General features: G+C 36.5%; 20 protein-coding genes. 15 read left to right on the forward strand and 5 right to left on the reverse strand.

Going from position 1 to position 24,326, the window contains the following annotated elements; translation table 11 throughout:
* From KKD20_02965 to KKD20_03025, 13 genes are all read left to right on the forward strand, one after another.
* The coding region (locus KKD20_02965) for a hypothetical protein (GenBank protein ID MBU4332055.1) at positions 1-321 on the forward strand (321 nt) is incomplete at its 5' end.
* 48 nt (positions 322-369) lie between these two features.
* Positions 370-1,218, forward strand: coding sequence for a hypothetical protein (locus KKD20_02970; protein ID MBU4332056.1), 849 nt, complete (start codon positions 370-372; stop codon positions 1,216-1,218).
* 65 nt (positions 1,219-1,283) lie between these two features.
* Positions 1,284-2,141 carry a class I SAM-dependent methyltransferase gene (locus KKD20_02975; GenBank protein MBU4332057.1) on the forward strand — a complete coding sequence of 286 codons (858 nt, stop codon included), beginning with the start codon at positions 1,284-1,286 and terminating at the stop codon, positions 2,139-2,141.
* Positions 2,142-2,154: 13 nt separating this feature from the next.
* Positions 2,155-2,928, forward strand: a complete 774-nt coding sequence (locus tag KKD20_02980; protein MBU4332058.1) for a polysaccharide deacetylase family protein — start codon at positions 2,155-2,157, stop codon at positions 2,926-2,928.
* Positions 2,903-4,150, forward strand: a complete 1,248-nt coding sequence (locus tag KKD20_02985; GenBank protein MBU4332059.1) for a glycosyltransferase family 4 protein — start codon at positions 2,903-2,905, stop codon at positions 4,148-4,150. Before KKD20_02980 ends, KKD20_02985 begins: the two co-directional genes overlap by 26 nt.
* The gene (locus tag KKD20_02990) at positions 4,147-5,592 is read left to right on the forward strand and encodes a B12-binding domain-containing radical SAM protein (GenBank protein MBU4332060.1); all 1,446 of its coding nucleotides are present in this window, start codon (positions 4,147-4,149) and stop codon (positions 5,590-5,592) included. Before KKD20_02985 ends, KKD20_02990 begins: the two co-directional genes overlap by 4 nt.
* A 103-nt stretch (positions 5,593-5,695) precedes the next feature.
* Positions 5,696-7,210 carry a B12-binding domain-containing radical SAM protein gene (locus tag KKD20_02995; GenBank protein MBU4332061.1) on the forward strand — a complete coding sequence of 505 codons (1,515 nt, stop codon included), beginning with the start codon at positions 5,696-5,698 and terminating at the stop codon, positions 7,208-7,210.
* A 56-nt stretch (positions 7,211-7,266) separates the two neighbouring features.
* Positions 7,267-10,125 carry a CotH kinase family protein gene (locus KKD20_03000; protein ID MBU4332062.1) on the forward strand — a complete coding sequence of 953 codons (2,859 nt, stop codon included), beginning with the start codon at positions 7,267-7,269 and terminating at the stop codon, positions 10,123-10,125.
* Between the two features lies 1 nt (position 10,126).
* Complete coding sequence (locus tag KKD20_03005; GenBank protein MBU4332063.1) at positions 10,127-11,821, forward strand: CotH kinase family protein; 1,695 nt, start codon at positions 10,127-10,129, stop codon at positions 11,819-11,821.
* Positions 11,822-11,972: 151 nt separating this feature from the next.
* On the forward strand, positions 11,973-12,746 hold the full coding sequence (locus tag KKD20_03010; protein MBU4332064.1) for a polyphosphate polymerase domain-containing protein: 774 nt from the start codon (positions 11,973-11,975) through the stop codon (positions 12,744-12,746).
* Positions 12,747-12,765: 19 nt separating this feature from the next.
* The gene (locus tag KKD20_03015) at positions 12,766-13,449 is read left to right on the forward strand and encodes a DUF4956 domain-containing protein (protein ID MBU4332065.1); all 684 of its coding nucleotides are present in this window, start codon (positions 12,766-12,768) and stop codon (positions 13,447-13,449) included.
* Positions 13,450-13,500: 51 nt separating this feature from the next.
* On the forward strand, positions 13,501-15,111 hold the full coding sequence (locus KKD20_03020) for a glycosyltransferase family 39 protein (GenBank protein MBU4332066.1): 1,611 nt from the start codon (positions 13,501-13,503) through the stop codon (positions 15,109-15,111).
* 197 nt (positions 15,112-15,308) lie between these two features.
* On the forward strand, positions 15,309-16,691 hold the full coding sequence (locus KKD20_03025; protein MBU4332067.1) for a B12-binding domain-containing radical SAM protein: 1,383 nt from the start codon (positions 15,309-15,311) through the stop codon (positions 16,689-16,691).
* A 20-nt stretch (positions 16,692-16,711) separates the two neighbouring features.
* Here the strand turns inward: KKD20_03025 and KKD20_03030 are convergent, their stop codons facing one another.
* Positions 16,712-17,482 (reverse strand): class I SAM-dependent methyltransferase, encoded by a 771-nt coding sequence (locus KKD20_03030; protein ID MBU4332068.1) that lies wholly within the window; start codon positions 17,480-17,482, stop codon positions 16,712-16,714.
* A gap of 151 nt (positions 17,483-17,633) precedes the next feature.
* Positions 17,634-18,638 carry a flippase-like domain-containing protein gene (locus KKD20_03035; protein MBU4332069.1) on the reverse strand — a complete coding sequence of 335 codons (1,005 nt, stop codon included), beginning with the start codon at positions 18,636-18,638 and terminating at the stop codon, positions 17,634-17,636.
* A gap of 92 nt (positions 18,639-18,730) precedes the next feature.
* Here KKD20_03035 and KKD20_03040 point away from each other — a divergent pair, with 92 nt between their 5' ends.
* Complete coding sequence (locus KKD20_03040; GenBank protein ID MBU4332070.1) at positions 18,731-19,597, forward strand: class I SAM-dependent methyltransferase; 867 nt, start codon at positions 18,731-18,733, stop codon at positions 19,595-19,597.
* 2 nt (positions 19,598-19,599) lie between these two features.
* On the opposite strand, the gene KKD20_03045 is transcribed toward KKD20_03040, so the two are convergent.
* From KKD20_03045 to KKD20_03055, 3 genes are read right to left on the reverse strand one after another with little or no spacing between them, the layout of a single operon-like run.
* Positions 19,600-20,763, reverse strand: coding sequence for a DegT/DnrJ/EryC1/StrS family aminotransferase (locus tag KKD20_03045; GenBank protein ID MBU4332071.1), 1,164 nt, complete (start codon positions 20,761-20,763; stop codon positions 19,600-19,602).
* 40 nt (positions 20,764-20,803) lie between these two features.
* On the reverse strand, positions 20,804-21,574 hold the full coding sequence (locus tag KKD20_03050; GenBank protein MBU4332072.1) for a GNAT family N-acetyltransferase: 771 nt from the start codon (positions 21,572-21,574) through the stop codon (positions 20,804-20,806).
* Positions 21,561-22,757: a glycosyltransferase family 4 protein gene (locus KKD20_03055; protein ID MBU4332073.1), complete on the reverse strand. Its 1,197-nt coding sequence runs from the start codon at positions 22,755-22,757 to the stop codon at positions 21,561-21,563. The genes KKD20_03050 and KKD20_03055 overlap by 14 nt, the downstream gene beginning before the upstream one ends.
* Positions 22,758-22,910: 153 nt before the next feature.
* On the opposite strand from KKD20_03055, the gene KKD20_03060 reads away from it, so the two are divergent.
* Entirely contained in the window at positions 22,911-24,326 is a 1,416-nt protein-coding gene (locus tag KKD20_03060) for a B12-binding domain-containing radical SAM protein (protein MBU4332074.1), read from the forward strand.

Genomic DNA, 24,326 nt, shown 5'->3' on the forward strand with positions numbered 1-24,326 from the left:
GATTATGATGACGCTAGAAAGGAGATTGCCGAAAAAGTCGGACCGGTTTCTGGCGTGAAAACAATTTTGGAATGGGGCAAGCCAAGATATCCAGGGATTTCTGATATTGATTTTTTTGTGGTGTTTGAGCAGGAGTCGCCGAGCATGTGCATCCCCCCTTCAGTCAAGTTGAGCCCGAAGACCCAGTATTTGATGAAGCATAAGTTTTTAGTGATTTCCGACAAGCATCTTGAGGATCTTTTGTATATGGCTCCTTGGATTACTTATAACAATCCAGAAAAATTGCCGGCAATATACAGCAAGGGAGAAGCGAATTTTTAAAAAATAAATTTAAGCGATGAAGAGGAGAGAATTTTAAATTTGATGTTTTTGTATGAACAAAATGAACAGATGGTTGATTTGGCTACGTGTTTTCACAACAAAAGTCTTCCTTTGCGGCATATCTTAGCGTTGCTGAATCTTGCTAAGCGAGTTGTACAGAAAGCCAATGAATATTGCGAACAAAAAATTGAAACAGATCTGGAGGCGCGGCTTGCTAAAATTATTAAGAATTGGTTTAAAACCGATATTAAAGAAATGCTCCCAGAGATTCTCTACTTGGTGGAGGAGGCGGCAAGAATTAGTTTTACTGCTCCTTTTTCCTTTGCTGATGCGATTAAAGATAAGGTAAGCTATGTTAAATTAGATGAGATTGTTGGTTCTTCAAAAAACAGAGTTAAGAATTCAAACAATAATGTATTTTTTACCTCTTTTGCTTATAATAAACTTTTTACCGATTTAGAACTGACTCCCAAGGAAGCGCTTGAGGCCTCGCTTAAGATGTATAAAAAATTTAAAATGCCGGGCAAAAAGGAGGAGATACCCTTATGGATCACCGTTCAACCATATCTTGCCTCGGTAAATCTTACTGCTTATTTTTGTTTAGAGGGCGGTTTGCTTGCCGACCGTTTTAGAAAAGATATTTTTTTCTCTGGCGACAAGTTTCCAGTTTTGGATTATCCGGTTATAGCAAAGCGAACCCGCCTCATCGCCGGATTGGTGGATCATTATATACCCAGAGAAGGCCAAGGCACGCAGGGCAAGGGCATACTTTTTGGCGCTAGTTTTTTTAATTATCTTTACCGAGACGAGACATTAAAGAGAAAATTGCTCATCCGTTATATTAAGCGGGAGTATTTTCAGAAATTAGTTATGCTTTTTAAAAACAATCAAAGATAAATTAAAATTATTTTAACGAATCTCGGAAATATTTTTTTCAAGATAATGTGCAAGGTTTTAAATTTATGAGTAATCAAGAAATTATTAAACGGTTTGATGATTGCGCCAAAGACTATTTAGAAAAGTATTATGGCGATAAAGTGTTGAATCATCAGGGTTATCCTCAAGCTGTTATTCGTCGCCAGTATCTGTTTGAAATGCTGACAACTAAAAGCGGTAATGTTTTAGACATTGGTTGCGGCGTTGGCAATATTGCTTATGATTTTTATCTTCTGGGATTTCGGGTTTGGGGAATAGATATTTCTTCAAAAATGGTAGAGGAGGCGCGCAAAAAGATTCCAGCAGAAACCCAGATTATGGTTGAAAGATTAAAAGACAGAATCGCTGGTGATTCTGTGAAAACTGGGGCGGTTAAGGCGATAATTCCGGAAAAAGAGCCCAGAGTTGAACCGAGTTTATTTTTTGATTGCGCTGACTTTTTGGAAAAAGAATATCCTAACGATTTTTTTGATTGCGTAATCGCCTTGGGATTCATAGAGTACGTAGATTCGCCAGAGTTGGTGATTGAAAAAATTTCCAGAATTGCCAAAAGCGGAGGCGAAGTTTTTATCACCGTTCCGCTTAATTCCTGTATTTATAAGAAGATTAAAAAACCCAAAAAGGAACAAGACAGTGGAAATTTTGCTTATCATTATTTTAGTTACAAGAAATTGGATGAACTTTGCGGAAAGTATGGCTTAATTAAGAAAGATTTTCATTTTTTTCATTTTTTTATTATCCCGCCGTTCATAGATAAAATTTTAAATAAAATAATTGGGGCTGATAAAGTCATAATTTTTAATCAAAGGTTTGAACGGTGGAGCAGAAGGGTTTCTAGCAGATTTTTAGCGGGCGGTTATTTAATCAAGGCGGTTAAAAAATAGCTCCCTTTAATTTATGGCTGACGATTTAGTAAAAAATATTACTTTTAGTTTTGATGACGGTAGCAGAGAAGATTTGAGATTGTTGGAGCTGCTAAACAGATACAACTTAAAAGGAACTTTTTATGTTCCCAAGAATTTTCGTTTACGGACATTGACTGATGCCGATGTGAAACTTATCGCCAGAACCCAGGAAATTGGCGGGCACACGCTTCATCATCAGACATTGACCGAGCTGTCACCCGCACAACAAAGAAAAGAAATATTTGATTCTAAGAAATATTTGGAAGAATTGACAGGCAAAAAAGTGGGCGTGATGAGCTACCCCAATGGTCCTTACAATGCAGATATTATTGAGCTTCTCAAAGAAGCGGGTTATCTCGGCGCCCGGACTGTTAAGCGAGGGCCGTTTAGCTCTCCGAACAGTTTTGAGCTCGCTGTCACTTTGCAATTTTATCCGTTTCCTTTGCGCAAGAAAGATAAAAACTCTTTTCTTTGGGGTCGGTATTTATTTGGCCCTCTTTGGTGGCATAGGGACCTAACAAAATACCTGCTGCCTATCTCATTTTTATCGTGGAAACGGTTGTCCAGAAACTCATTTGATTACATCAATAAACATGGAGGCACGCTCCATTTTTGGGGTCATGGTTGGGAGATTGAGAAATATGGATTTTGGCAAGAGGTTGAGGCGTTTTTGAAGTATGTTTCCGGAAGAGACGATGTTGAATATGTTACTAACGGCGAGCTTGTAAAAAAATTATTTTATGAAGATACTAATATTAATGGATAAACTTCCCCCAGAAGACAAGGGCGGTGCGGAAATCGTTTGTTTAAATTTGGCCTGGGAATATCAAAAACAAGGTAATGAAGTGGGAGTTATCACAACTACTCGCAAGAAGGAATCACAAGGAAATTCTCTGGACCGCGGAGTGAAGGTCCACCGGATTTATTCTAATTACCATAATCGTTGGCAGCCGTATGTCAGTTTGTATAATCCGTGGGTAGTTGCCAGGGTCAGGAAAATTTTGGCCAAAGAAAAACCAGATATTGTCCATGCCCATGTTGTTCATAAACATTTGTCGTATTACAGCTTGAAGATAGTAAAAGAAATGGACATACCATTGGTTATTACTTTGCATGATTGCCTATCAATTTGCTATAAAAAGTTCACTTGTTTTTATGACATTAAGGATTTGGATAATTCGCCTAATATTAATTATAAAGTCAAATCCTTAAAATGTTGGTGGTGCCAAAAATTAAGATATTTTCCTTTGCGCAATTTATTTGTCAGACGTTTTTTAAATACCTATCCTGATAAAGTCATAACAGTCAGTCAGGAGTTAAAAAAATTAGTGGAAGCCAATGGTATCAAAGTATCAGACACAATTCATAACGGTGTTGATGCGGATAATTTTAAGATTGATGATCAGGAAATTGAAAATTTTAAAAAACTTTTTTCTTTGAGCGGGAAGAAGATAGTACTTTGCGCTGGTAGGTTGAATGAAACAAAGGGTTGTAATCAGCTTTTAGCTGCGATGAGGCGGGTTGGTCAAAATTTGACGGATGTTGTTTTACTGTTGCTTGCGAAAAAAGATGAATACAGCGAATCTTTGGTTAAGCGGGCCGCGGAGTCGGGCGTTAAAATAATTCTCACCGGCTGGCTGAACGGCAAAGATTTAATTGCGGCATATCATGCGGCCGATCTGGTAGTGACGCCCTCCATTTGTTTTGATACTTTTGGTATGGTAAACATTGAGGCAATGGCTTCTGAAAAGCCAGCCATCACCTCATGTTTTGGCGGCGGCAAGGAGATTGTAATTGATAACCAATCGGGTTATATAGTTAATCCTTTTGATGTTAATATATTCACCAAGCGGCTTAAAGCGCTGCTAACCGATGCTGACAAGGCCAAGGAGATGGGCGAATGCGGCAGAAAGATTGTGCAAGAGAAATTTCTTTTAGAATACTCGGCGCAAAAATATTTAAATTTATTTAAAGAATTAACCTCATGACGGATGCGATTTTATTTTTCCCAAAGACCGGGCCCAATTCAACGGCTCATCTCCCGATGAGCTTGCTTATGGTTGCGGCCCCTTTAGTTGAGCATGGTTATGAGGTTAAAATCATTGACCAGCGGTTAGAGGATGACTGGCAAGAAAAGTTGGCATCTGCTCTTAACGGCGGCGTTCTATTGGTTGGTTTTTCTGTGCTAACAGGCAAACAAATACTCTACGGTTTGGAAGCTTCTAAGTTCATTAAAGAAAACAGCAATGCTAAGGTGGTTTGGGGCGGGGTCCACCCCTCTTTATTGCCAAGACAAACTCTTGAGAATCATTATATTGATTTTGTAATTATTGGTGAAGGCGAGCAGGTGTTTGAGCGCTTGTTAGAGAAATTGAAAAATAGTGATGCCAATTATTCAGATGTGGATGGCCTCGGATATAAAAAAGATAGTGAAATATACATCAACGAGCAAAAGGATTTTATTGACCTAAATGCTCTGCCGTCGATTCCTTATAATTTAGTTGAAGTTGAGAAATATGTTACCAAAAAATCATTCGCTTCGGGAAATCCTGGCCGAAATGTGGCTATTTATACCAGCCGCGGTTGTCCGCATCGTTGTGCGTTTTGCTACAACCTGAAATTTAACAAACGGCGCTGGCGAGGCAAGTCAGCCGAGAAGGTAATAATCGAGCTTGGACATTGGATAGACAGGTATAATATCAACGCTTTTGAAATTGAAGATGACGAATTTTTTGTTGATTTGAACCGCGTGCGTGAAATCTGCCTAAAAATCATTGAAAAAGGTTGGCAAATAGAAATATTTTCCAGCTCGCGGGTAAATTATTTAGAAAATATGGATGATGATTTTTTAAAATTGCTGTTTCGCGCTGGCTTCAAAACTTTGTCCTTCGGAGTAGAATCTGGCTCGCCAGAGATCCAAAAAGAAATTCATAAGGATATAACGAACGAACAGGTGTTCTCCGCAGTGAGGCGGTTGGGCAAAGCCGGCATCAATTCAAAATATTATTTTATGTGTGGTTTTCCCGGCGAGTCCATTGGGCAGTTGTACGAGACGATTGATTTGATTTACAAAATGAAGCAGGAGGACCGGCGCGTGCGCATTCCGCCTTGGCGCATTTATACGCCATATCATGGCACCGAGTTGTATGAGAAGAGTATTCTGTCTGGTTGGCACCCGCCCAAGAACCTCAAGGCCTGGGCAAATTATGATTTTGAAACAGCGAATATGCCCTGGCTGAACCGAAAAAAGAAAGTTATTATAAAAAACGCCGCTTGGATGTCAAAATATGTTGTTCTTGACAATAATGCCGGCGGCGGTATAAAATATAAACTGGGCCGGTTGTTTGGCAAGTGGATTGATTTCAGGTGGCGGCATCATTGGTTTTTCTTCGCGCCGGAAAGATCAATTCTATTGCTGGTAAAAGATTAGGTTAGTATAATGTTTGATTTTAAGCTAACCGCAGATTAAGGCGCTTGTTCCTCAATTAGGCTTTGTCTAAGTTTAACACGCCTCACATTTAATTTATAGCATTATGAAAGTTTTGCTGGTTAATCCGGCTCGCACCTATTATAAAGGTTCAAAGGGAGTGAGGTTAGGATTGCCTTTGGGTTTGATGTATATTGCCAGTGTTTTAGAGAAAAATTCCATTCCGGTAAAAATATTTGACACTCTTATTTCTGCTTCCACTAAAATTACAGAGCATTCAGACCATATTTATCACGGGGTGGGTGATGATTTTTTTAAAGAGGTTATTGTCAGGGAAAAACCGGATGTGGTAGGGATTACTAGTCCGTTTACGGCTCAGGTTGGGAATTCTTGCGAGGCGGCTAGACTAATTAAAGAAGTTGATCCCAATATTTTTGTGGTTATCGGCGGACCTCATTTTGCAGTTTTGGGCCAAGAATTTTTAAAAGAAAACAAAAATATTGACGCCGCTATGATTGGCGAGGGCGAATTGGTAATGCCGACACTGCTAGAAACAATAGAAAATAACCAACCTTTTAATGCGATTGATGGATTGATTTATCGCTCTATTAATGACAGCGGAGAATCAGTGGTGATTGCGAATAATCCGAAGCTTATAAATGATTTGGATAGTTTGCCATTCCCAGCTTATCATTTGATTGATATGGAAAGATACTTTGACTTTTTGAGAGAAGGTCTTTACGCTCGGCCGGGCCAACAAAAAAGGTCAATCTCAATGATTACGAGTCGGGGCTGTCCGTTTAATTGTGTTTTTTGTTCAATTCATTTGCATATGGGAAAAATTTGGCGCGCTCATTCGGCTGATTATGTAATTTCTCATATTGAGCGGGTGGTTAATAAATACGGGGTGGAGCACATATCGTTTGAAGATGATAATTTTACATCAAACTTCAAGAGATGCGAGAAGATCTTTGATTATTTATTAGAAAAAAAGATTAATATTACCTGGGATACTCCAAACGGAGTTCGGGCAGATACTCTAAATAAGGATTTGCTTAAAAAAATGAAAAAATCGGGCTGTACGGAGTTAGTAATCGGGACCGAGTCCGGAGATCAGGATACCTTGGATAATATTATTAAAAAAAATTTAAGATTAGAGAAAGTTGTTCAAGTTGCCCGATGGTGCAAGGAATTAAAGATTGAACTTAATTCTTTTTTCGTGATTGGTTTTCCCGGAGAAACTAAAGAGAAAATTCAGAAAACAATTGATTTTGCTTTTTTGCTTTATAAAAAATTTAACGTAAGACCGAATTTGATGACAGCTACTCCGTTAATCGGAACCGAACTACATAAGATAGTTGTCAGTAATGGATATCTAATAGAAGAGGTGACGGCTGAAAATTTAGCTTTGGCAACTCAACCAAGAGGTAAGCCCTTAATCAAGACCCCCGAGTTTTCTCCTGAAGATTTAAAGGAGTCTGACAGAGAATTGAAGACACGGTTAGCGAGATTAAATTTAGTCCGAAGATTAATAAACCCCAGGGAGTGGCTTAGGTTGTTGAGATTATTTTTAAGTAGGCCTTCAAGATTAATTTTGTATCTAAAAAAGCTTTGCGGTTGAAATTTGACTTTTAGCGGATAATTAGCTAAAATTATACAAAAGATTACTTAAAAAGAATGCCTAAACTGTTTAGAATATTTAAATATATTCCCGGAACCCAAAACAGGTTTTTTAAAAAACTTATTTTGGTTTTTTTCATTTTAGGTTTGATAGCTGTTATCTTTCTGACAATTTTTGTGGCCGAGTATAAGGATTTTAATGACGTAATAAAGGCCAAGGTTCCGAAGTTGTCTTGGCTGGCTGAGTCTTACAATCTTCTGGATGTTCTTTATTTTTATTCTTATTTTCAGGAAACAAAATTACCTAAATACGAGATAATTATAGAAGAAGAAAATTTAAAAGTCCTTAATGAAAATTTGCCCGATATTAGTGAAATAACTTTGAGCGAGGAGTATAAAAAGAATTCAGTACCAGCGATCTTAAAATATAATGGAGAGGATTTTGAAGTAAAGGTAAGATATCGGGGAGATTCGCAGGTTCATTGGGCATATCCTAAAAAGTCTTGGCGCGTGGAGTTAACAAATAAAACAATGGAAGACAAGGGTTTGATTAACGGTATGGAAAGTTTTAACTTGATTATAGGCGGGGACCGGTCTTTGGTCACAGAACAGCTAAGCTATTACCGATCCAAAAAATTAGGCTTAGCAGTGCCGCACAGCGAATTTGTTGATTTAGAAATTAATGGAAAATATCAAGGAGCATATTGGCTTCTGGAGACCTGGGATAAAACATTCCTAGAGAAAAATAAAGTGGCATCAGATATAAACCTTTATGGCGAGAATGTTGAACGTTATGAACAAAAAAATATCTTTGCCAGTACTGACAGATGGACAAAATATACTTCAGACGAGATGGCGCTTTTTGATAATTTTGCGGAAGTTGAGCAGTTATTGTACTTGTTAGAAATTCCAGACGAAGAATTTTATGAAAAAATTTCCGAACTGGTTGATTTGGACAGTTTCTATAAATGGAACACGATTACTTTATTAGTCGGTGGCGATGGTCAGAAATATTCTAATAACATTCGAATGTATTTTGACAATACGCAGGGCAAGTTCAATTTTATTCCTTGGGATATCAGCCAGGTAGAAAGGCCAGAGCTTTATGATGCTTATGTAAGCCCGATTATAGACCGGATTTTAAGCAATCCAAGGTTTTTACAAGAGAGAAATAATTATTTATGGGATTATGTAAAAAATGAAGAAAATTTAGAGGATGACTTGAAATATTACGATGAGCTTTTTGGTAAAGTTAAAATTTCCTTTCATAAAGATCATTTAAAACTTTATAGTAATTTATTTTTTGACAGACAAGTTAGCAACCGAAGAAAATTGTTGATTGAACAGGTTGAGAACATAAAAAATAAACTTTCCGAAGCCAAGGTTTCGGTGGAAGCGAGGATTGACACTGATTTTAACAGTAGTCGAAGAGTAGTGGCGGACTTAAATTTTTTAACTCAAAATTTTAATAGTTTAAACATAAAAAAAATTTCTTTTAGATGGGATGAGCCGGGAAGTTTTAAATTATATGATGATACCAATAATAATGGGATTTGGGACGATAAGGATCAGTTAGTCGGGAATTTTAAAAGAGATAATAAATGGCACGAAATTGATTTGAATAAAGAAATTTTTGCCAGGCGGGATTATGATGATTATAAGAAATTTAAACAGGATAAGTTTTATCAAGAGAACTTTTTTAATCCCGTTAACATCATTATTACGCCATACCGTCTTTTCATAGTTTCGCAAGTACCTAAATTTGTGCCAGAAAATTTTAAATTTAAAATAGAGAATTCTTTAACCGGCAAAGAGGCCGATTTGACTAAGCGCTTTATTGACCTGGCCACTTTTGCTAATTTTGAAGATATTTTTAAAAATAGAGAGCAATTTATTTTGGATAATCCGATTTTTAAGTTGAACGAAGAGGGGATAGTTTTACAAACTGGAATTTATCAAATTAACAAAGACATAATAATACCCAAGAATACAAGCTTGACAATTCAAGTCGGGACGATTTTGAACTTTGCTTCTTCTACCTCCATGGTCTCTTATAGTCCGGTTAATATTTCCGGTACTAAGAATAATCCTATTATTTTTACGGCTCAAGATAAAAACAGGCCTTGGGGCGTCCTTGGTTTGACATCCGGAGCGGACGGCAGTATTATTAATTATGCTATATTTGAACACGGAAGCGATGATTATATTAACGGAATCTATTTTTCCGGCATGGTTTCTAGTTATTTTGCCAAAACTGCGATTGACAACTCTACTTTCCAGTATGCCCAAGCTGATGACGGTTTAAACATCAAAAATTCTAGTTCTACTATATCCAATAGTTTTTTTCACCGCAATAGCGCTGATGGTCTAGATTTGGACTTTAGTAATTCTCGCGTGGAAAATAATCGTTTTATTGGCAATGGCAATGATGGTTTGGATCTCTCAAGTCATCAGCCATTTATTTTGAATAATTATATTGAGGGATCGGGCGATAAAGGAATTAGCATTGGCGAAGATTCAAAAGCGATTATTATTAATAATTTGATGAAAGACAATAAAATTGGCATTGAGATAAAAGACCTTTCCGAACCGCAAGTGATTAATTGTACTATTATTGGCAATGAGATTGGCATAAATTCATACCAAAAGAAGGCAATCTTTGGAGGCGGACATGGAAAAGTTTACAACTCTGTAATCTGGGCAAACGATGAGCAAATTACGTTTGACAATAAGTCCACAATCAGCATTAACCAAACTGACGTTGAGGGCGGTTACGAGGGTAATGGCAACCTGAATTTAGATCCAAAATTTGCTGATGATTTTAAAACTCAAAATAGCCAGATGAGGATTAATTTGGATTATTTAAAACAATATTTAGAGATTTTGCCCAAAGAATTATTTATGGGAATATATTAGTATGCGTTTGCGATTTAGATATTTTTTCAGATTAACAAAATTTATATTAGCGCCGCTCGTGGTGTTGTTTATGATTGCGGCGGCGGTTTTTGTTATAGAGGCCAAGGATTTGCGGAGCCAGCCCGTTTTTGCCCGACTGATTGCGTTTATAGATGCCAGAGGCATAAATAAGGTTTTAGATATTTTTTATCTTCATCATTCTTTTGAAAAGCGGAAATTGCCTACCTTCAAGCTTACTGTTGAGAAAGATTCCGAAAAAAAATTAGATGAGATGGCCCGGGCCGCGATTGCGGCGGATTTTCTCTTTGATGAAAATAAAGAATTTGTGCCGGCGACTCTTGTTTATAACGGTCAAAAATATCAAGTTGATATCCGTTATCGCGGGGACGGAGATATCCACTGGAAGTTCCCCAAAAAGTCCTGGAGGATTCGACTGAAAGGTGGCGAGCACATAATGGGTTTTAACAATTTTGATTTGATTGTGCCCCGGGACCGGGGATTTGTTCTGGAAAATTTGAATAACTACCGAGCCGGAAAGCTGGGATTGCCGTCTTTGCGGGACCAGTTCGTTGACCTTGAAGTTAATGGCAGTTTTCATGGCCCATATTGGCTGGTAGATCATGACTACAGTGAATCATTAGAGGTTAGCAAGCGGCCGGCTGATGTCAATACTTACGGCGGTTATGTGCGGGGAAGGCCTCAATGGGAAGATACAAATGATACGGGCCGGTGGCAGAAGTACAGCGAGGACAAGGTTTCGCAGTTTGATAATTATGCGGAAATGGATAAACTTCTCGACTTTCTCAAAAATACAGAAACAGAAGAATTCTATTTGAGGATTGGGGAGCTCGTGGACCTTAGAAGTATGTATGCTTGGCAAGTCCTGACGGAACTTTCTGGCAGTGATCATAATGGGTTTGGAAATAGCAGGTTATATTTTGATAACACTTTGGGTAAATTTAGTATTATCCCTTGGGACATAGAAGGCGGCGGGGCTCCACCTGACTATGCCTCCAATCTTTTGCTTGCCCGCATTTTTAAAAATCCTCAATTTTTACACGAGAAGAACGAATTACTGTGGAGCTATGTATCGGACGCGGCTAATTTGAAGGATGATTTGGCCCATTATGACGAATTATACAACGAAGTTAAGACATCCTTTTATAAAGACCGCAAGAAGCAGGTAAGCAGTTACCAGTTTGATAAAGAGGTTAGATACTGGAGAGATACCTTAGAAGCACAATTTGAGGTTGCTAAAGAACGGTTTGCTCGAGCCGAGGTGCTTATTGGGACGGGTGCTATAGAAGGGACGACACGTTTTGATGTCATAACAACGAATTATGCCGGTTTAGATTTTAGGGGAGTGTCATTTAAAAGTGATGCAAGCCGGGATTTTCAAGATTTAGCCTTATATTTTGACAGTAATTACAATGGTAATCTGGATTCTGCTGACGAATATATTGATAAATTTGAATTTGAGGATAATAGTTATCGCGTTCAATTTTCAAAAATTCTTTTTGCCGAAAGGAACTACCCGGATGATTATCGTGATTTTACAGCTTCCAAAGCAGAAATTTTACCGACCAGATACACTTTTTTTGTTGTTGGCGCGCCACTCGCGGCCTCTTTGACTTTTGATATCACTAATGTTTTTACCGGTGAACAAGCAACGAAGTTGACAAACCAGTTAAAATAAGCTAATGTGTGACATTAAAGCAATTATGAAAATACAAGAATAACGACGAATAGTTATTTTTATATTCTTGTATTCTTGTTATTTTCATAGCAGGTATCCCTCTATTTTTATAATTTCATAACTTCAATGCTTTAATGTTTTTTAATGAAACATGAAACCCACTCTTCATTTCCAAAGATTTGAATTTAAATATCCAATGCATAAGCCAACGGCCGAGAAGATAATTCCAGCCCTATTAAAATATATGAGCTGGGATCCTTTTGTTTCGGGAAGGGGAGATAAATCTTACTTGGTAAATAGTCTTTATTTTGACAATAGCGGTTATGGCTGTTATTTTGAGAAGGAGTCGGGCGAGAAGTTTAGGAAAAAATTTCGTTTACGAGTTTATGAGAGCGAAGTTAAAGATGATACGAACATTTTTGTAGAAATAAAGAGAAAAAATAACGCTTTGATAATAAAGGACAGAGTGCATTTGCCAGCTAAAGATGCGAGGAGGATTTTAGTGAATAATAAATTGAATAGCTATGTTGGGCAAATCAGCGACGATGACATGATGGTTTTAAAAGAATTTTTATGGACTAAGAATTATAATTGCATGATGCCCAGAATTATGGTAGCATATAGGAGGAAACCGTTAGTAGCCAAGACAGACAGGAATGTTCGGGTGACATTTGATTATGACATCCGCGCAAAATTAACAAACTGGTTTAATTGTAATAATTTTGCCTGGAAAGAGGTTTTGCCAGGCAGTTTAATTTTAGAGATAAAATATAATAATATCCTGCCTTTTTGGCTGCACGAGATTATCCAAAAATATCAACTGGAGCGGGTCGCTTTTTCAAAATATTGTAATGCGGTAAGGGCTTGTATGCCGCAGATTGACGATGGAAGCGGAAGGGACAGCGGAAACTATTTGGGTGTATAACTTTTAATAATAAAAAATTATGCTAGACAACTTGTTTGGATCGGGAGGAGCAACAACTTTATCCGTTGGAACAATTATTGTTAACATCACACTCACTTTTTTATTGACGTTTATTATCGCCCTGGTTTATAGAAAGACCCACAAAGGATTATCATATTCCCAATCATTTGTGTTTACTTTGGTGCTTTTGGGGGTATTAATTTGTGTAGTGATGATGGTAATTGGCAGCAGTGTAGCTCGGGCCTTTGGAGCCCTGGGCGCATTTTCTTTAATTCGTTTTAGAACGGCAGTTAAAGACACCAAGGATACGGCTTTTGTGTTTTTTGCGGTAGCTATCGGAATGGCGATTGGAACTAATAATTATCATATTGCCATAATTGGCGTGATAATTATTTCTTTTATCATATTAATTTTGTCCCGTATAAATTTTGGCTCAATCAGGAAATATGATTACATTCTAACTTTTATGAGCGATAGCGATAAGGTCGCTGATGGGGCCACAAAACCAATTTTTAGCAAGTATCTGAAAACAAGCAATCTTTTGAATGTCTCGGCAAAGGAACATGGCAAGATTTTGGAAATGACTTTTAATGTTAAATTTTTTAGCGAAGACGACAGGGACAACCTTCTTAAAGAACTCAATGCGATTGAAGGCGTGAGCGAGGTAAATTTAATTAGCGCTAAGAATGACATTGAGTATTGATAGATTAGGATTGTATTTTTGTAGGTTGGGATTAAATTATAATTTACTTTCATGAATATCTCATACAAAAGAAAAATAATCATCACTGCCCTGATTATTTTTTTATTGGCAGTGGCAGTGCGGTCAGCGCCGGTGGTTTATAAGAGGTACTCACATAAATTAAGTTATTATCATTTAGTTGCCGCGCGCAATCTGGCGGAAAGTGGAAAGTTTGCGGTTGAAAGCGAGAAGAATGTAGTTTTATCCAGCCACCGCATTGGGCAAGAAGGAGCAACGCCAAAAAATATCGCTCACGAGTACACGCCGGTTATCTACGGCTGGATTTTTAAACTCTTTGGTTTTGGCCAAACCTATCCGCTGTATATTAGCATGGCTCTTTACGCGCTTGGCAATGTTTTGCTTTTTTTCTTGATTCTAAAAATTTTCAATTATCGAGCGGCAATAATTTTTAGCATTATTGACATTTTATGCCCAATTATTATTGTCTGGTCAAACGTTGCCGGTTCTTATGATCTGGCAATGTTTTTTTTCATTTTGGCGCTATTTGCATATTTTTATCAAGAGAAAGCAAAGCCACATTTATTGGTAATTTCCGGTTTGCTTTTAGGGGTGGCGGCATTATGCAGAACTCCGTTTTTGTTTTCCGTTATTCCCCTCGCGTCATACGAGTTAATCCAAAATCGTTCGCTCCGCCGTTTTTTTATTTTTACCATCCCGTTTAGCCTGGTATTTTTAGGGCTTTTTGGTTTTAATTTTTTATTTAGCAGCCATAGCGGTGCGCCGGTTGGAGCCGTAAATTTTGACGGGCATTTATTTAGAGACCCTTATACTTTTCATTTTGAGAAAGAAAAGTATTTTCAACAAGTCGGGGCGTCCAATAATGCCGATATGATCGGCTACCTTAGAGCTTATGGCCAACATTTAAGCTTAAAACAGCAGTTATGGTTTAGAATTAGCTCTGCTCGTTACTATTTAATATATACTTTTAGATTGATTACTTTTGGCGGCGTTGTAATGGTTTTTTTAGCCGGACTGGGTTTTTATTACCTATTTAAAATTAAAAAAAATCTTTTTTGGTTGGCTTTAATTTGGTTGATATCATGTTTCGGCATTCACATATTAATTGGAACCTCAAACCACGATCATTTTTTGGAAGTTCGTTTTCCGGTAATTCTTTTAATGACTGGCGGTTTTCTGTTATTTTTTCAGTTCATTGAAAAACAAAAAATTCCAACCAAGACCGTAAATATTCTTTTTGTGCTGATTATGACCGTGGTCGTTTTACACTTGACAGAAGCAAACAAATGGTCGTTTCACGAGATGTATAGTAATTCAGAAAGTAGCCAGCTTAAAGAGGTTATTGACATTTTGAAAGAACATCGGGATGAAATGAGCGATAGCGATGTTGTTGCCGTTAGTTTTTCTGAAGTCGCGCCAATTATTTTTAATTATTATACTAATAAAAGTTTTGTTTATTTCGCGCCGGAGACAATCCAAGAATTAATCAAACAGAATAAATTGCAAGATGGTTTTGATTATTTTGGGGTAACTAAGATTGTTGGCTATAGTCCAGCTTTTTCAGATGAGATTATGAAAAATGCTCGAGTTGGAAATATTACTTCATATGTACCCGAAGAATGTACATTGTATTCGACGTATTAAATAAAAGAGGTTACGCACTTTGATTATTTTTGGCTAAAATTAGTCAATAATAAAATTATTCGAGGTGTTAATATTAGCAAAATTTTTAATACTGCGTAACTTCGGTAGATAAAAAAGCCATGGCTCGTATTGTACTAATAAACCCACAATTTAATTTACCAAGAAATACCTATGATGAATCTTTGAACATGGGTATTATGTCAATTGCAAGCTATCTTGACGCTCATGGTTTGGATACAAAAATTCTTGATCAGGCGCGGCAGCGGACATTTTGGGATAGCTTGGGTAGGGAGTTAGCAGATGCTGAATATGTTGGTTTATCGGTCATGACGACTCAAATTCCAAATGCTTTAAAAGTAACCAGAGAAATAAAAAAAAATAACCCAAATGTCAAAATTATTTGGGGTGGTATTCATCCAACGTTATTCCCCCGAGAAACAGTTGCCGAACCATTGATTGATTTTGTTGTTTATGGAGAAGGTGAAGTGCCATTACTTAAGCTCATACGCGGCGTTTCCATGGCAGAAATTAAAGGTTTGGGATATAAACATGATACTAAATGTATTACTAACCCCCCAGGCGAGCTGTTTGATCTTAACGAGCTGCCGGTGTATAATTGGAATTTATTGCCTCAAGAGATACTTGAAAAAATGTCGCTTGTTCCGTTGGCAATGAGTCGTGGTTGCCCCCACCGATGCGCCTTTTGCATAAACACCATTACCAAAAACAAATGGCGAAGCATGTCGTTGCCCAAAATTATTGAGAATTTGCGATTGGTTAAAAAATCCCCCTATCTTAGAGGTAAATATGCTTCGTTTTCATTTGAAGAAAATTTTTTTGTCAATAAAGAACGTGTCAAAGAGATATGTAAGGCGATTATTTCAGAGTCGCTTTTAGTAGAATGGGAGGCTCCTTGTCGGGCTGATTATATTCGTGAAGGGTTTGTTGATGATGAACTTTTAACCTTATTAAAAAGAGCCGGTTTACGGCGGATGGGCATTGGCGCCGAGTCGGGTTCAAATAGAGTACTTGCTCTTATTAAAAAAGATTTAACAGCCGAACAGACAATTTATGCCAATCAAAAATTAGCTGAACATGGAATCAGTCCTTATTATGGTTTTATGGTGGGTTTACCTGGTGAGACTTGGGATGATGTGATTGCTACGTTAAATCTTATCGATCGAATCAAAAAAGATAATCCCCAGGCAGAAATTATGGGACCCCAGCCATTTCGGTTATATCCGGGCTCAGAATTATATAATGAGTGTATTAATTTGGGCTGGAAGTCGCCGAAAAGCCTTAACGAATGGAAAAAAGTAATTAATGAGGAGCTTAATTATTTAAATATGAAAAATTATCCTTGGGTTAAAAATCCTGCAGTTATTGAAGCAATTGATGCATATGCCCGCTTTGGTTCAAATTCTTTCCGACAAGCCATGGCATTAGGTGTTAGCGCTCCCCGCATTTTTAAATTTTTGTTTGCTGTTATATGTAAAATTCGTTGGAAACTAAGGTTTTTTCGTTTCCCTTATGAATACCTTTTAGCGAAAAAATTAGTGACACTTTTTTCGCGAAATTAGTAGATAATATCAAAAAATCGTTATTTCTTTCTAAACACTATTTCTATCTTAGCAGCATTCAAATCGCGAGGATTTATATTTTCTAAACCCATTAAAATATCATCATGAATTTTAACCTTAATTTGAGCTGCCTGGCTTTTGATGCTTTTTATTTCAAAATCGTATTTTTGGGCTAACTTCCTGTAATGTGGCAGGAGCTTTCGATTCATAAAGCAAGTTTTTTGATCGTTCACTCTTTTCCATGTTTTTGGGGAGTATTGCAGATGACGAAATTTATTATTGAATAAGAATTTTAGAAGTGGCAGAGAGCTGAATGGGTAATACAGATGGTCAACAAAATCTACGACATGGTACATAGTACCACTATTTTTTAGCCATTGATTAAAATTTTTAAAAATTTGGTTTAAGTCTGGTATATGTTCAAGTGTTGTATGTGAGAATATGGTATCAATTTTCCCATTGTAGTCAGATAACAAATTTTTTTCATCAGCACCTTTTTTATAGATTTTTATTTTTCCAAAAAGTTCTTCCTTAACAATTTTATCAGGGAATAATTTTTCAATCTCAACTGCATACTGCGTGAGTTGCTTGGTTGCATTTTTGTCAATGCAGGGTTCTATGACAATAACTTTTTTGGCACCAGAATAGATGAGGTACAAAGCCGTATAGAGTTGATTACCAGCCCCAACTTCAATAACAGTTTTGTTCGGGACGGACAAGGCATTAACATATTGTTCAGCAATAGCTACAAAAGACTTGGCACTTTTTGGTTTAGCTATTTTTTTTTTCAAGAAATAAAATAATTTTGGATTAAATTTTTTTCTAATTAAACGATATATAAGGTCAGGTATCATTTTAGCCAAATATAAGATTAAATTTTTAAAAAATTGTTGGATAGAGAAGGACTGTAGAACCAGAAAGACACAAGTGAATAGTTTAGGACTAGGAGTCTGGCAATGAGACCGGGGAGCATGGTTTCTTTTTTAACATTATAACAGCATATATTATCAATGTCATTAGTGGAATAAATAGCAACATAACGACTCTTTGGCCGACGAGGAATGTACTAATATCTTCAGGAGCAATAGCAATTACTTTAAGAATAACAAACCAGCCAGCCTCAAAAATACCAATTCCACCAGGAGTAAAAGATATAAATAAGGCGAGCTGGGTGATAGGAATACTCATGATGACAACACCGAGAGGAATGTTGATATTAAAAGTTTTAAAAAGAAGATAAAAGAGTAAACCTCGAGAAAGAAATTTCACAAATGAAATAAGAACCAGTTTAATAGAGAAGGGCTTAGTAAAAACAATACTTTGGGTTTCATCAAGTAGTTTTGCAGTATCAATCCTTTTTTGCAAGAAAGGGATTTTTTTTATAACCCTTATAGCTAGTTTGTAAAGAATAAAAAGGAGATGACTGACATCTTTGTTAATAAAAATGATAAAAACGATAAGTAACGCAATAGCCAAACAAGAAAGCGCCAGTGCTAAGCCCAGGCTGATAATGTTAAGAAAAAAGAGAAGAGATGGTACGACTACCAGTAAAAGGTTTATAAGATCAAAAATTCGTTCAATTAGGGTAGCGCTAGTTGCTTTAAAGAGAGATATTTTTTTAGAAGCTTTCAGAGCGGCGACCCTGGCGGTAAAACTGACTGGTTCATGAATAGTAAAGGAGCCGATCAAAAAGCTAAGTGTGTAGTAAAAGAAATATTCGATAAAAGACATGACTTTTGCTTTTTGGACATAGTTAACAATCAGCCCCCAGCGGTAGGAGAACAGGCCACACATAATAAGAGAAGTAAAAAAAGAAAGAGTAAGATACGTAATATTTACTCCCAGCAATGAGCGCCAGGAGAAGTCTTTGTTAATATAAAGTATGAAGCCAAAAATTATAAGACCAAGGAGCAATAAAAGAATTTTTTTAGTAGTTATCTTTTTCATATTCTAGGAGGTTTGCTATAAAAGAAGCATTGGGTTATAATTCGAGAAAGAAGAAGAGATGTCATGAGATTTTTTATAAGTTCTAATAAACAATGATAATAGATCAAGAATTGACAAAAAAAATTGAAGCTTACTGCGATTCTTATATTGAAGGATCTGGTAGTATCGCCGCAGTATGCGGAGCAGGAGGAAAAGATCGTCATGTCCAAGCAATAATAGATAACTATGTGGGTAAGATTTTGATTAGATTATTAAAAAGGATAGATAAAATCAGCAATAAAAAGATTTTAGATTATGGTTGCGGTCTTGGGGGTTCAATTGTGGCATTTGAAGAAGAAGGGTTTAATGCGATTGGGGCCGAAGTTGATGCAAAGGCAGTGGAAATTTGCAAAATGAGGGTAAAAAATATTCAGAATATAATTCAAATTTCAGAAAACGGCCTGCCTTTCAAAGATGCCAGTTTTGATATAGTAACTAGCCAATTAGTGATAGAACACACGAAGGATCCCAATAAGTATCTCTTTGAAGCACTAAGAGTTTTAAAGCCGGGGGGCAAATTTTTACTAATCGCGCCTAATTATCTTTTTCCCTGGGAGGGTCATTATCGGGTGTTTTGGTTGCCGTATTTATTTCCTGTTTCTAAGAGATTATTTAAAGTTTACTTAAAGTTACGAGGAAGGGATTCTCGGTTAATAGATTACGTCAATCTTAAGATAACCCCAGGTTATATAAAAAAAACACTAAGGGGGATAGGCTCTTTTACTATTGAAGACATGAGTGTTGATATTTTCAAAGAGAAACTGACAAGCCCTAAGGAAATTCCACTACCAATGGTTGCCAATTTTTTTAGTAAGACCAGAACCAATCCTTTAGTAAAACTTTTCATCAGTTTTTTTATTGCTACCATCAAAATTAGCAAACTCTATTATCCAATGATATTGGTGATAAACAAGACTTAGACTTATTTTAAGCACGATTGAAGGACTTTTTCTGTTGTTCGAGCTACGTATTGAGCATCCGAACCAGACATTTTAGGAGTGAGTGGCAAAGATATAGTAGCCTTTGAGACTTTCTCACTTACAGGAAAATCACCAATGTGATAGCTCAAATCTTTTTTATAGAATGGATGGAGATGAATAGCTTTATAATGAATTGCGGCACCGATGCCTTGCGTGTTAAGCTTTTCAATAATCTTATTTCTTGCAAATTTAAATTTTGATAGATCTAGAATGAGCACATAAAGATGCAAGGCGTGGCGGTTTTTTTGAATATCAGAAGGTCGGTATTGGAGCCTAAGATAGTCTAGTTTTGAAAATACATTGTCATAGATTTTGGCATAGGCCTCTCTTGTTTTGAGGAATTTATTGATTTTATTAAGTTGATGGAGGCCCAAAGAAGCTTGGATATCCGTCATGTTATATTTATAGCCGGGATAGATAATTTCACTTAAGATTAATTTTTTACTCTCATATCTTTTCCAAGCATCAGTGCTTAAGCCATGCAATCTTAGTATTTTAATCTTTTCCGCTATTTTTTCATCATTAGTAGTAATCATACCACCTTCACCCGTGGTTATATTTTTGTTTGCATAAAAGCTAAAGCATGTCAGGTTACCAAAACTACCAATTTTTTTTCCTTTATATTTGGCACCTACTGCATGAGCCGCATCTTCAATAATTATTAAATTGTATTTTTTAGCGATTTTTTTTATTTTATCCATATCGCAAGGCAGTCCTCCGAAATGGACCGGAATAATCGCTTTAGTTTTTGGAGTAATTTTAGCCTCAATTAAATTCGGATTGATATTTAATGTCTTAAGTTCAATATCCGCGAGGATTGGTCTGGCGCCCACATGTTTAATGACATTTACTGTGGCGGCAAATGTTAGAGGAGTGGTGATTACCTCATCTCCCGGACCAATATTTGAAACTAACAGCCCAAGGTGAAGAGCGGCAGTGCAGGAGTTTACTGCCAATGCATATTTAGCTCCCACATATTTCGCAAAGTTTTTTTCAAACCTAAAACACTTCGGGCCGGTCCCTATCCAACCTGATTTTAAAGTGTCAACCACCTCATTAATTTCCTCGTCACCAATAAAAGGTGCGCCAAAAATTATTTTTTTCATAATAATCCTTTTATAAAAGTAAATAAAAAAGACTAAAATCCTAAAGCCAGAAATGATAAAAATTTTCTTTTTTTTCTAATCGGTATCCACATTTTTCATATAATCTGCAAGCTGCAGTGTTTGCTTCTTGAGTAATGACCTGTCCAAACTTATATTTATGAGAGATGAACCAGGATTGAGCAGACTTAACTAAAGATGTACCTAAACCCATTCCTCTCGCATTGGGGCTAACAGCAATTAAACCAATGTCTCCTCTATTATTTTTTTTGCCTAAGGTAATCATTCCAACAATTTTGCCTTTTTTTTTGGTAACTAGTACAGCATCTGCTATGGTTTTGTTCAGTGAATTGGTTATCCAAATTTTATACAGAGCCTCAAATTTTTTTTTGCTGATTTTCTGATCAACATTATATCTTGAGTAGAGACCGGCTTGGATTGCAAGATTTTTTAGTTCCGTATTTGGTAAGTTTTTATTGTGTTCCTCGACTTTGATATTTAATTGTAAATGTTTAACGGGTATTTTTTTTAGATTGATGATGTAGATTACTTTACGATCTGCAAGAAATCCGTTTAGGGTTTCTGCCGCTTTTTGAGAAGCCTCATCAGTACTATCAGATGCCCAGTAGACTAAAGAAACCCTACTCTTCCTTAAACTTGTAAGGATTTTTTTCAGTGAATTTAAGTTTAGTTTATTAGGTATGATTTTTGCCACAGTAAACCCGAAAAAATCAGTGTCCCATTTAAGTATCTCCCATTCTGGATTTTGTTGATTTTTAATAGTAGTTTTTTTCAATTTTTTATGTGGGTTCATTTTTTTCTATTAAAGATTTATAATATTTTGCAATTTTAGGTATAATTTTTTTTTGTGAATGATGCAAGGTAACATAATCCAAGGCATTGCTTTCTATTCCAATTTTAAGATTTTTGTCTTGGATTAATTTAGTAATAACTTGAGCTAGGTCGGCAATATCTTTTTCTTTAACTAAAAATCCATTATAGCCATTTTTAATAATTTCTGGCAGGCCGCCAGTAGCAAAAGCAACGGCAGGCAAGCCAGAAGCCATGGCTTCCAGGGGAGTAATTCCTTGAGGTTCGCCTTTTCCTTGATAGGTTATAGACGGTATCACCAGGATATCGGCAAGATTATATATTTCAGGTAATTTTTTGTGGGCTATGCTTCCTAAAAAAAGAACTTTTTTTTCTAGATTATTCTCTTTAATCTTGTTTTCTAAAATTTCTTTTTGAGAACCGTCTCCAACATAGACAAGTTTGAGAGGAGTGCTCGGATTCCCTTTAATTATCTTTAATAATGCTAATAGGGGGTAGATTACTCCTTTTCTTTCAGTCATTCTGGAAACGCACAGAACAACAAAATCTTCTTTATTAATAGAAAGTTTTTCCCTATTTATTTTTTTGAGCTCTAAATTGGGACGAAAGACAGAGGTATCTATAAAATTGTTTATCCTAACGATTTTTTTAGGATTGATATTTTTTGAGATAAGATCATCATCTATGTATTTTGCGGTCGAGGTAATGAGTGTTGCTCGCCCGTAGGCCTTTATTATTTTTTTTAAAAAATATTTTTTAAGGGTTTTGTCGCGGCTTAAATATTCTGATGATTCTATAAAGCCGTGAGCAGAAAGAATCAGCGGTTTTTTTAATAGCCGAGTTAAGGGATAGCTGACATTCGCCGCTGAAAAGTCCATAGCATGAACTATGTCGTATCTTTTACTGATGAAAGCTTTGTAAATATTAAAAAGCAACAAAGATTTATTTAATTGATAGGCAATAATGGTTAACAGTGATGATTTTTTTAAAAAGCGGGTAATAGTTGTGACAAAATTATTTTTTGTGGTGGCCATCTTTTTTATACCGAAAGCACTGATTATATCCACATCATGCCCTAAATCTTTAAGTCCTAAAGAAAGGACGTTCATGTATACAACCAATCCTCCTTCATGGGGCCTAGTATTTGTGCAAATACAAATTTTCATAATATTATGCTATGATTTAAAATGAAACATAAACGCATTAGTGGTGAGTAGCACTTAATCGGCAAATAAATTGTAAATCTCTTATAGTATACGATTTATTCGGCGCTACGTCAACACATTGACAATGGAATTAGAGCATTATATAGTTAAGCTATGAAAATATTATTAATAAATGAACCCTTGCGCGACAGTATCGCTGATAATGACCAAGTTAACCTAGCCGAAGAAAGCCACATGATTCCTCCTTTGGGTTTGCTTTATATTGCTTCAGTTATTAAAAAAAAATCAACTCATAATGTTAGGCTTTTTGATTGCCAAGTTGATAAGTTATCATATGATGGTATTCGAGAAGCAGTAAAGAAAATTAAACCCGATGTCGTGGGCATGAATACGCTCACCTTTACCCTTATTGAGGTTTTGGAAGTGGCGCGACTGGTGAAAGAAGTTGATCCTAAAATAAAAGTTATTTTAGGCGGGGTTCATGTAAACATTTACCCCGAAGAAACCATTTCATTTCCTGAAGTGGATTTTTTAATACTTGGCGAGGGAGAGAATGTTATTGTTGAACTGTTAGATGCGATTAGCGATGAGGACAAGCTACGGCAAGTGACTGGCGTTGTTTTTAAGAATTCTCAAGGTGAAATTATAAATACTGGAAAGCGCCCGCTTATAACTAATCTGGATGAAATACCCTTTCCAGCGCGCGAGTTAACGGCTTATCAGAAATATACAGGCTTGCTCTCAAGCGAGTCGCCAATTACCAGTATGTTAACCTCCCGCGGTTGTCCATATAATTGTTTATTTTGTCACCGTCCCCATTTTGGCAGAATTTTTAGGGCTAGGAGCGCTGGCAATGTAGTAAAAGAGATGATACTTTGTAGGGATATGGGTATTAAAGAAATTATTATTTATGATGATACATTTACGATTGATAGACAGCGTGTGGTTGATATTTGTAAGCAGTTAATAGATAATAAGGTGAAGATTAAATGGGACGTGCGAGCTCGCGTAGATACAGTTGATAAAGAATTACTTAATTTAATGAAAGAAGCTGGCTGTGTGCGGATTCACTATGGTGTGGAAGCAGGGACTCAAAAAATATTAGATGTTTTGCGTAAAGGAATAACACTTGATATGGCTTATGATGTTTTTAAAATGACAAAGCGGGCCGGTATCGGAACTTTGGGTTATTTTATGATTGGCTCACCTCGGGAAACCAGGGAAGATATTATGGCTACGATAAAATTTGCTACTAGTTTGAAGGCGGATTATATTTTTGCTGGCATCACTACTTTATTTCCAGCAACTGATTTATATCAGATGGCGCTTAAGGAAGGTGTGATTAAAACAGATGTATGGAAAGAGTTTGCGCGTAGCCCACAAGAGAATTTTGTTCCGCCAATCTGGGATAAAGAGCTTTCGCAAGAAGAACTTGGCGAATTGATTAAAATGTTTTATAGAAAATTTTATAAACGGCCTAGCTATATTATTAAGAACCTATTAAGCATCCGGTCTCTCGAGGAGTTTAGGCGAAAATTTTCAGCCGGGTTTAATATTTTAAGAATTTGA

The organism is Patescibacteria group bacterium (assembly GCA_018896645.1).
In the GTDB taxonomy this organism is placed as follows: Bacteria; Patescibacteriota; Patescibacteriia; order UBA2591; family JABMQE01; genus JAHIMF01.

Bases quoted from the DNA above. Each gene is read 5' to 3' on its own strand.
- KKD20_03060 (MBU4332074.1), top strand. From the start codon at position 22,911: ATGAAAATATTATTAATAAATGAACCCTTGCGCGACAGTATCGCTGAT.
- KKD20_03050 (MBU4332072.1), bottom strand. From the start codon at position 21,574: ATGAACCCACATAAAAAATTGAAAAAAACTACTATTAAAAATCAACAA.
- KKD20_02980 (MBU4332058.1), top strand. From the start codon at position 2,155: ATGGCTGACGATTTAGTAAAAAATATTACTTTTAGTTTTGATGACGGT.
- KKD20_03045 (MBU4332071.1), bottom strand. From the start codon at position 20,763: ATGAAAAAAATAATTTTTGGCGCACCTTTTATTGGTGACGAGGAAATT.
- KKD20_02975 (MBU4332057.1), top strand. From the start codon at position 1,284: ATGAGTAATCAAGAAATTATTAAACGGTTTGATGATTGCGCCAAAGAC.
- KKD20_03015 (MBU4332065.1), top strand. From the start codon at position 12,766: ATGCTAGACAACTTGTTTGGATCGGGAGGAGCAACAACTTTATCCGTT.
- KKD20_02995 (MBU4332061.1), top strand. From the start codon at position 5,696: ATGAAAGTTTTGCTGGTTAATCCGGCTCGCACCTATTATAAAGGTTCA.
- KKD20_03005 (MBU4332063.1), top strand. From the start codon at position 10,127: ATGCGTTTGCGATTTAGATATTTTTTCAGATTAACAAAATTTATATTA.
- KKD20_03025 (MBU4332067.1), top strand. From the start codon at position 15,309: ATGTCAATTGCAAGCTATCTTGACGCTCATGGTTTGGATACAAAAATT.
- KKD20_03010 (MBU4332064.1), top strand. From the start codon at position 11,973: ATGAAACCCACTCTTCATTTCCAAAGATTTGAATTTAAATATCCAATG.
- KKD20_03020 (MBU4332066.1), top strand. From the start codon at position 13,501: ATGAATATCTCATACAAAAGAAAAATAATCATCACTGCCCTGATTATT.
- KKD20_03035 (MBU4332069.1), bottom strand. From the start codon at position 18,638: ATGAAAAAGATAACTACTAAAAAAATTCTTTTATTGCTCCTTGGTCTT.
- KKD20_03040 (MBU4332070.1), top strand. From the start codon at position 18,731: ATGATAATAGATCAAGAATTGACAAAAAAAATTGAAGCTTACTGCGAT.
- KKD20_02990 (MBU4332060.1), top strand. From the start codon at position 4,147: ATGACGGATGCGATTTTATTTTTCCCAAAGACCGGGCCCAATTCAACG.
- KKD20_02985 (MBU4332059.1), top strand. From the start codon at position 2,903: ATGAAGATACTAATATTAATGGATAAACTTCCCCCAGAAGACAAGGGC.
- KKD20_03055 (MBU4332073.1), bottom strand. From the start codon at position 22,757: ATGAAAATTTGTATTTGCACAAATACTAGGCCCCATGAAGGAGGATTG.
- KKD20_03000 (MBU4332062.1), top strand. From the start codon at position 7,267: ATGCCTAAACTGTTTAGAATATTTAAATATATTCCCGGAACCCAAAAC.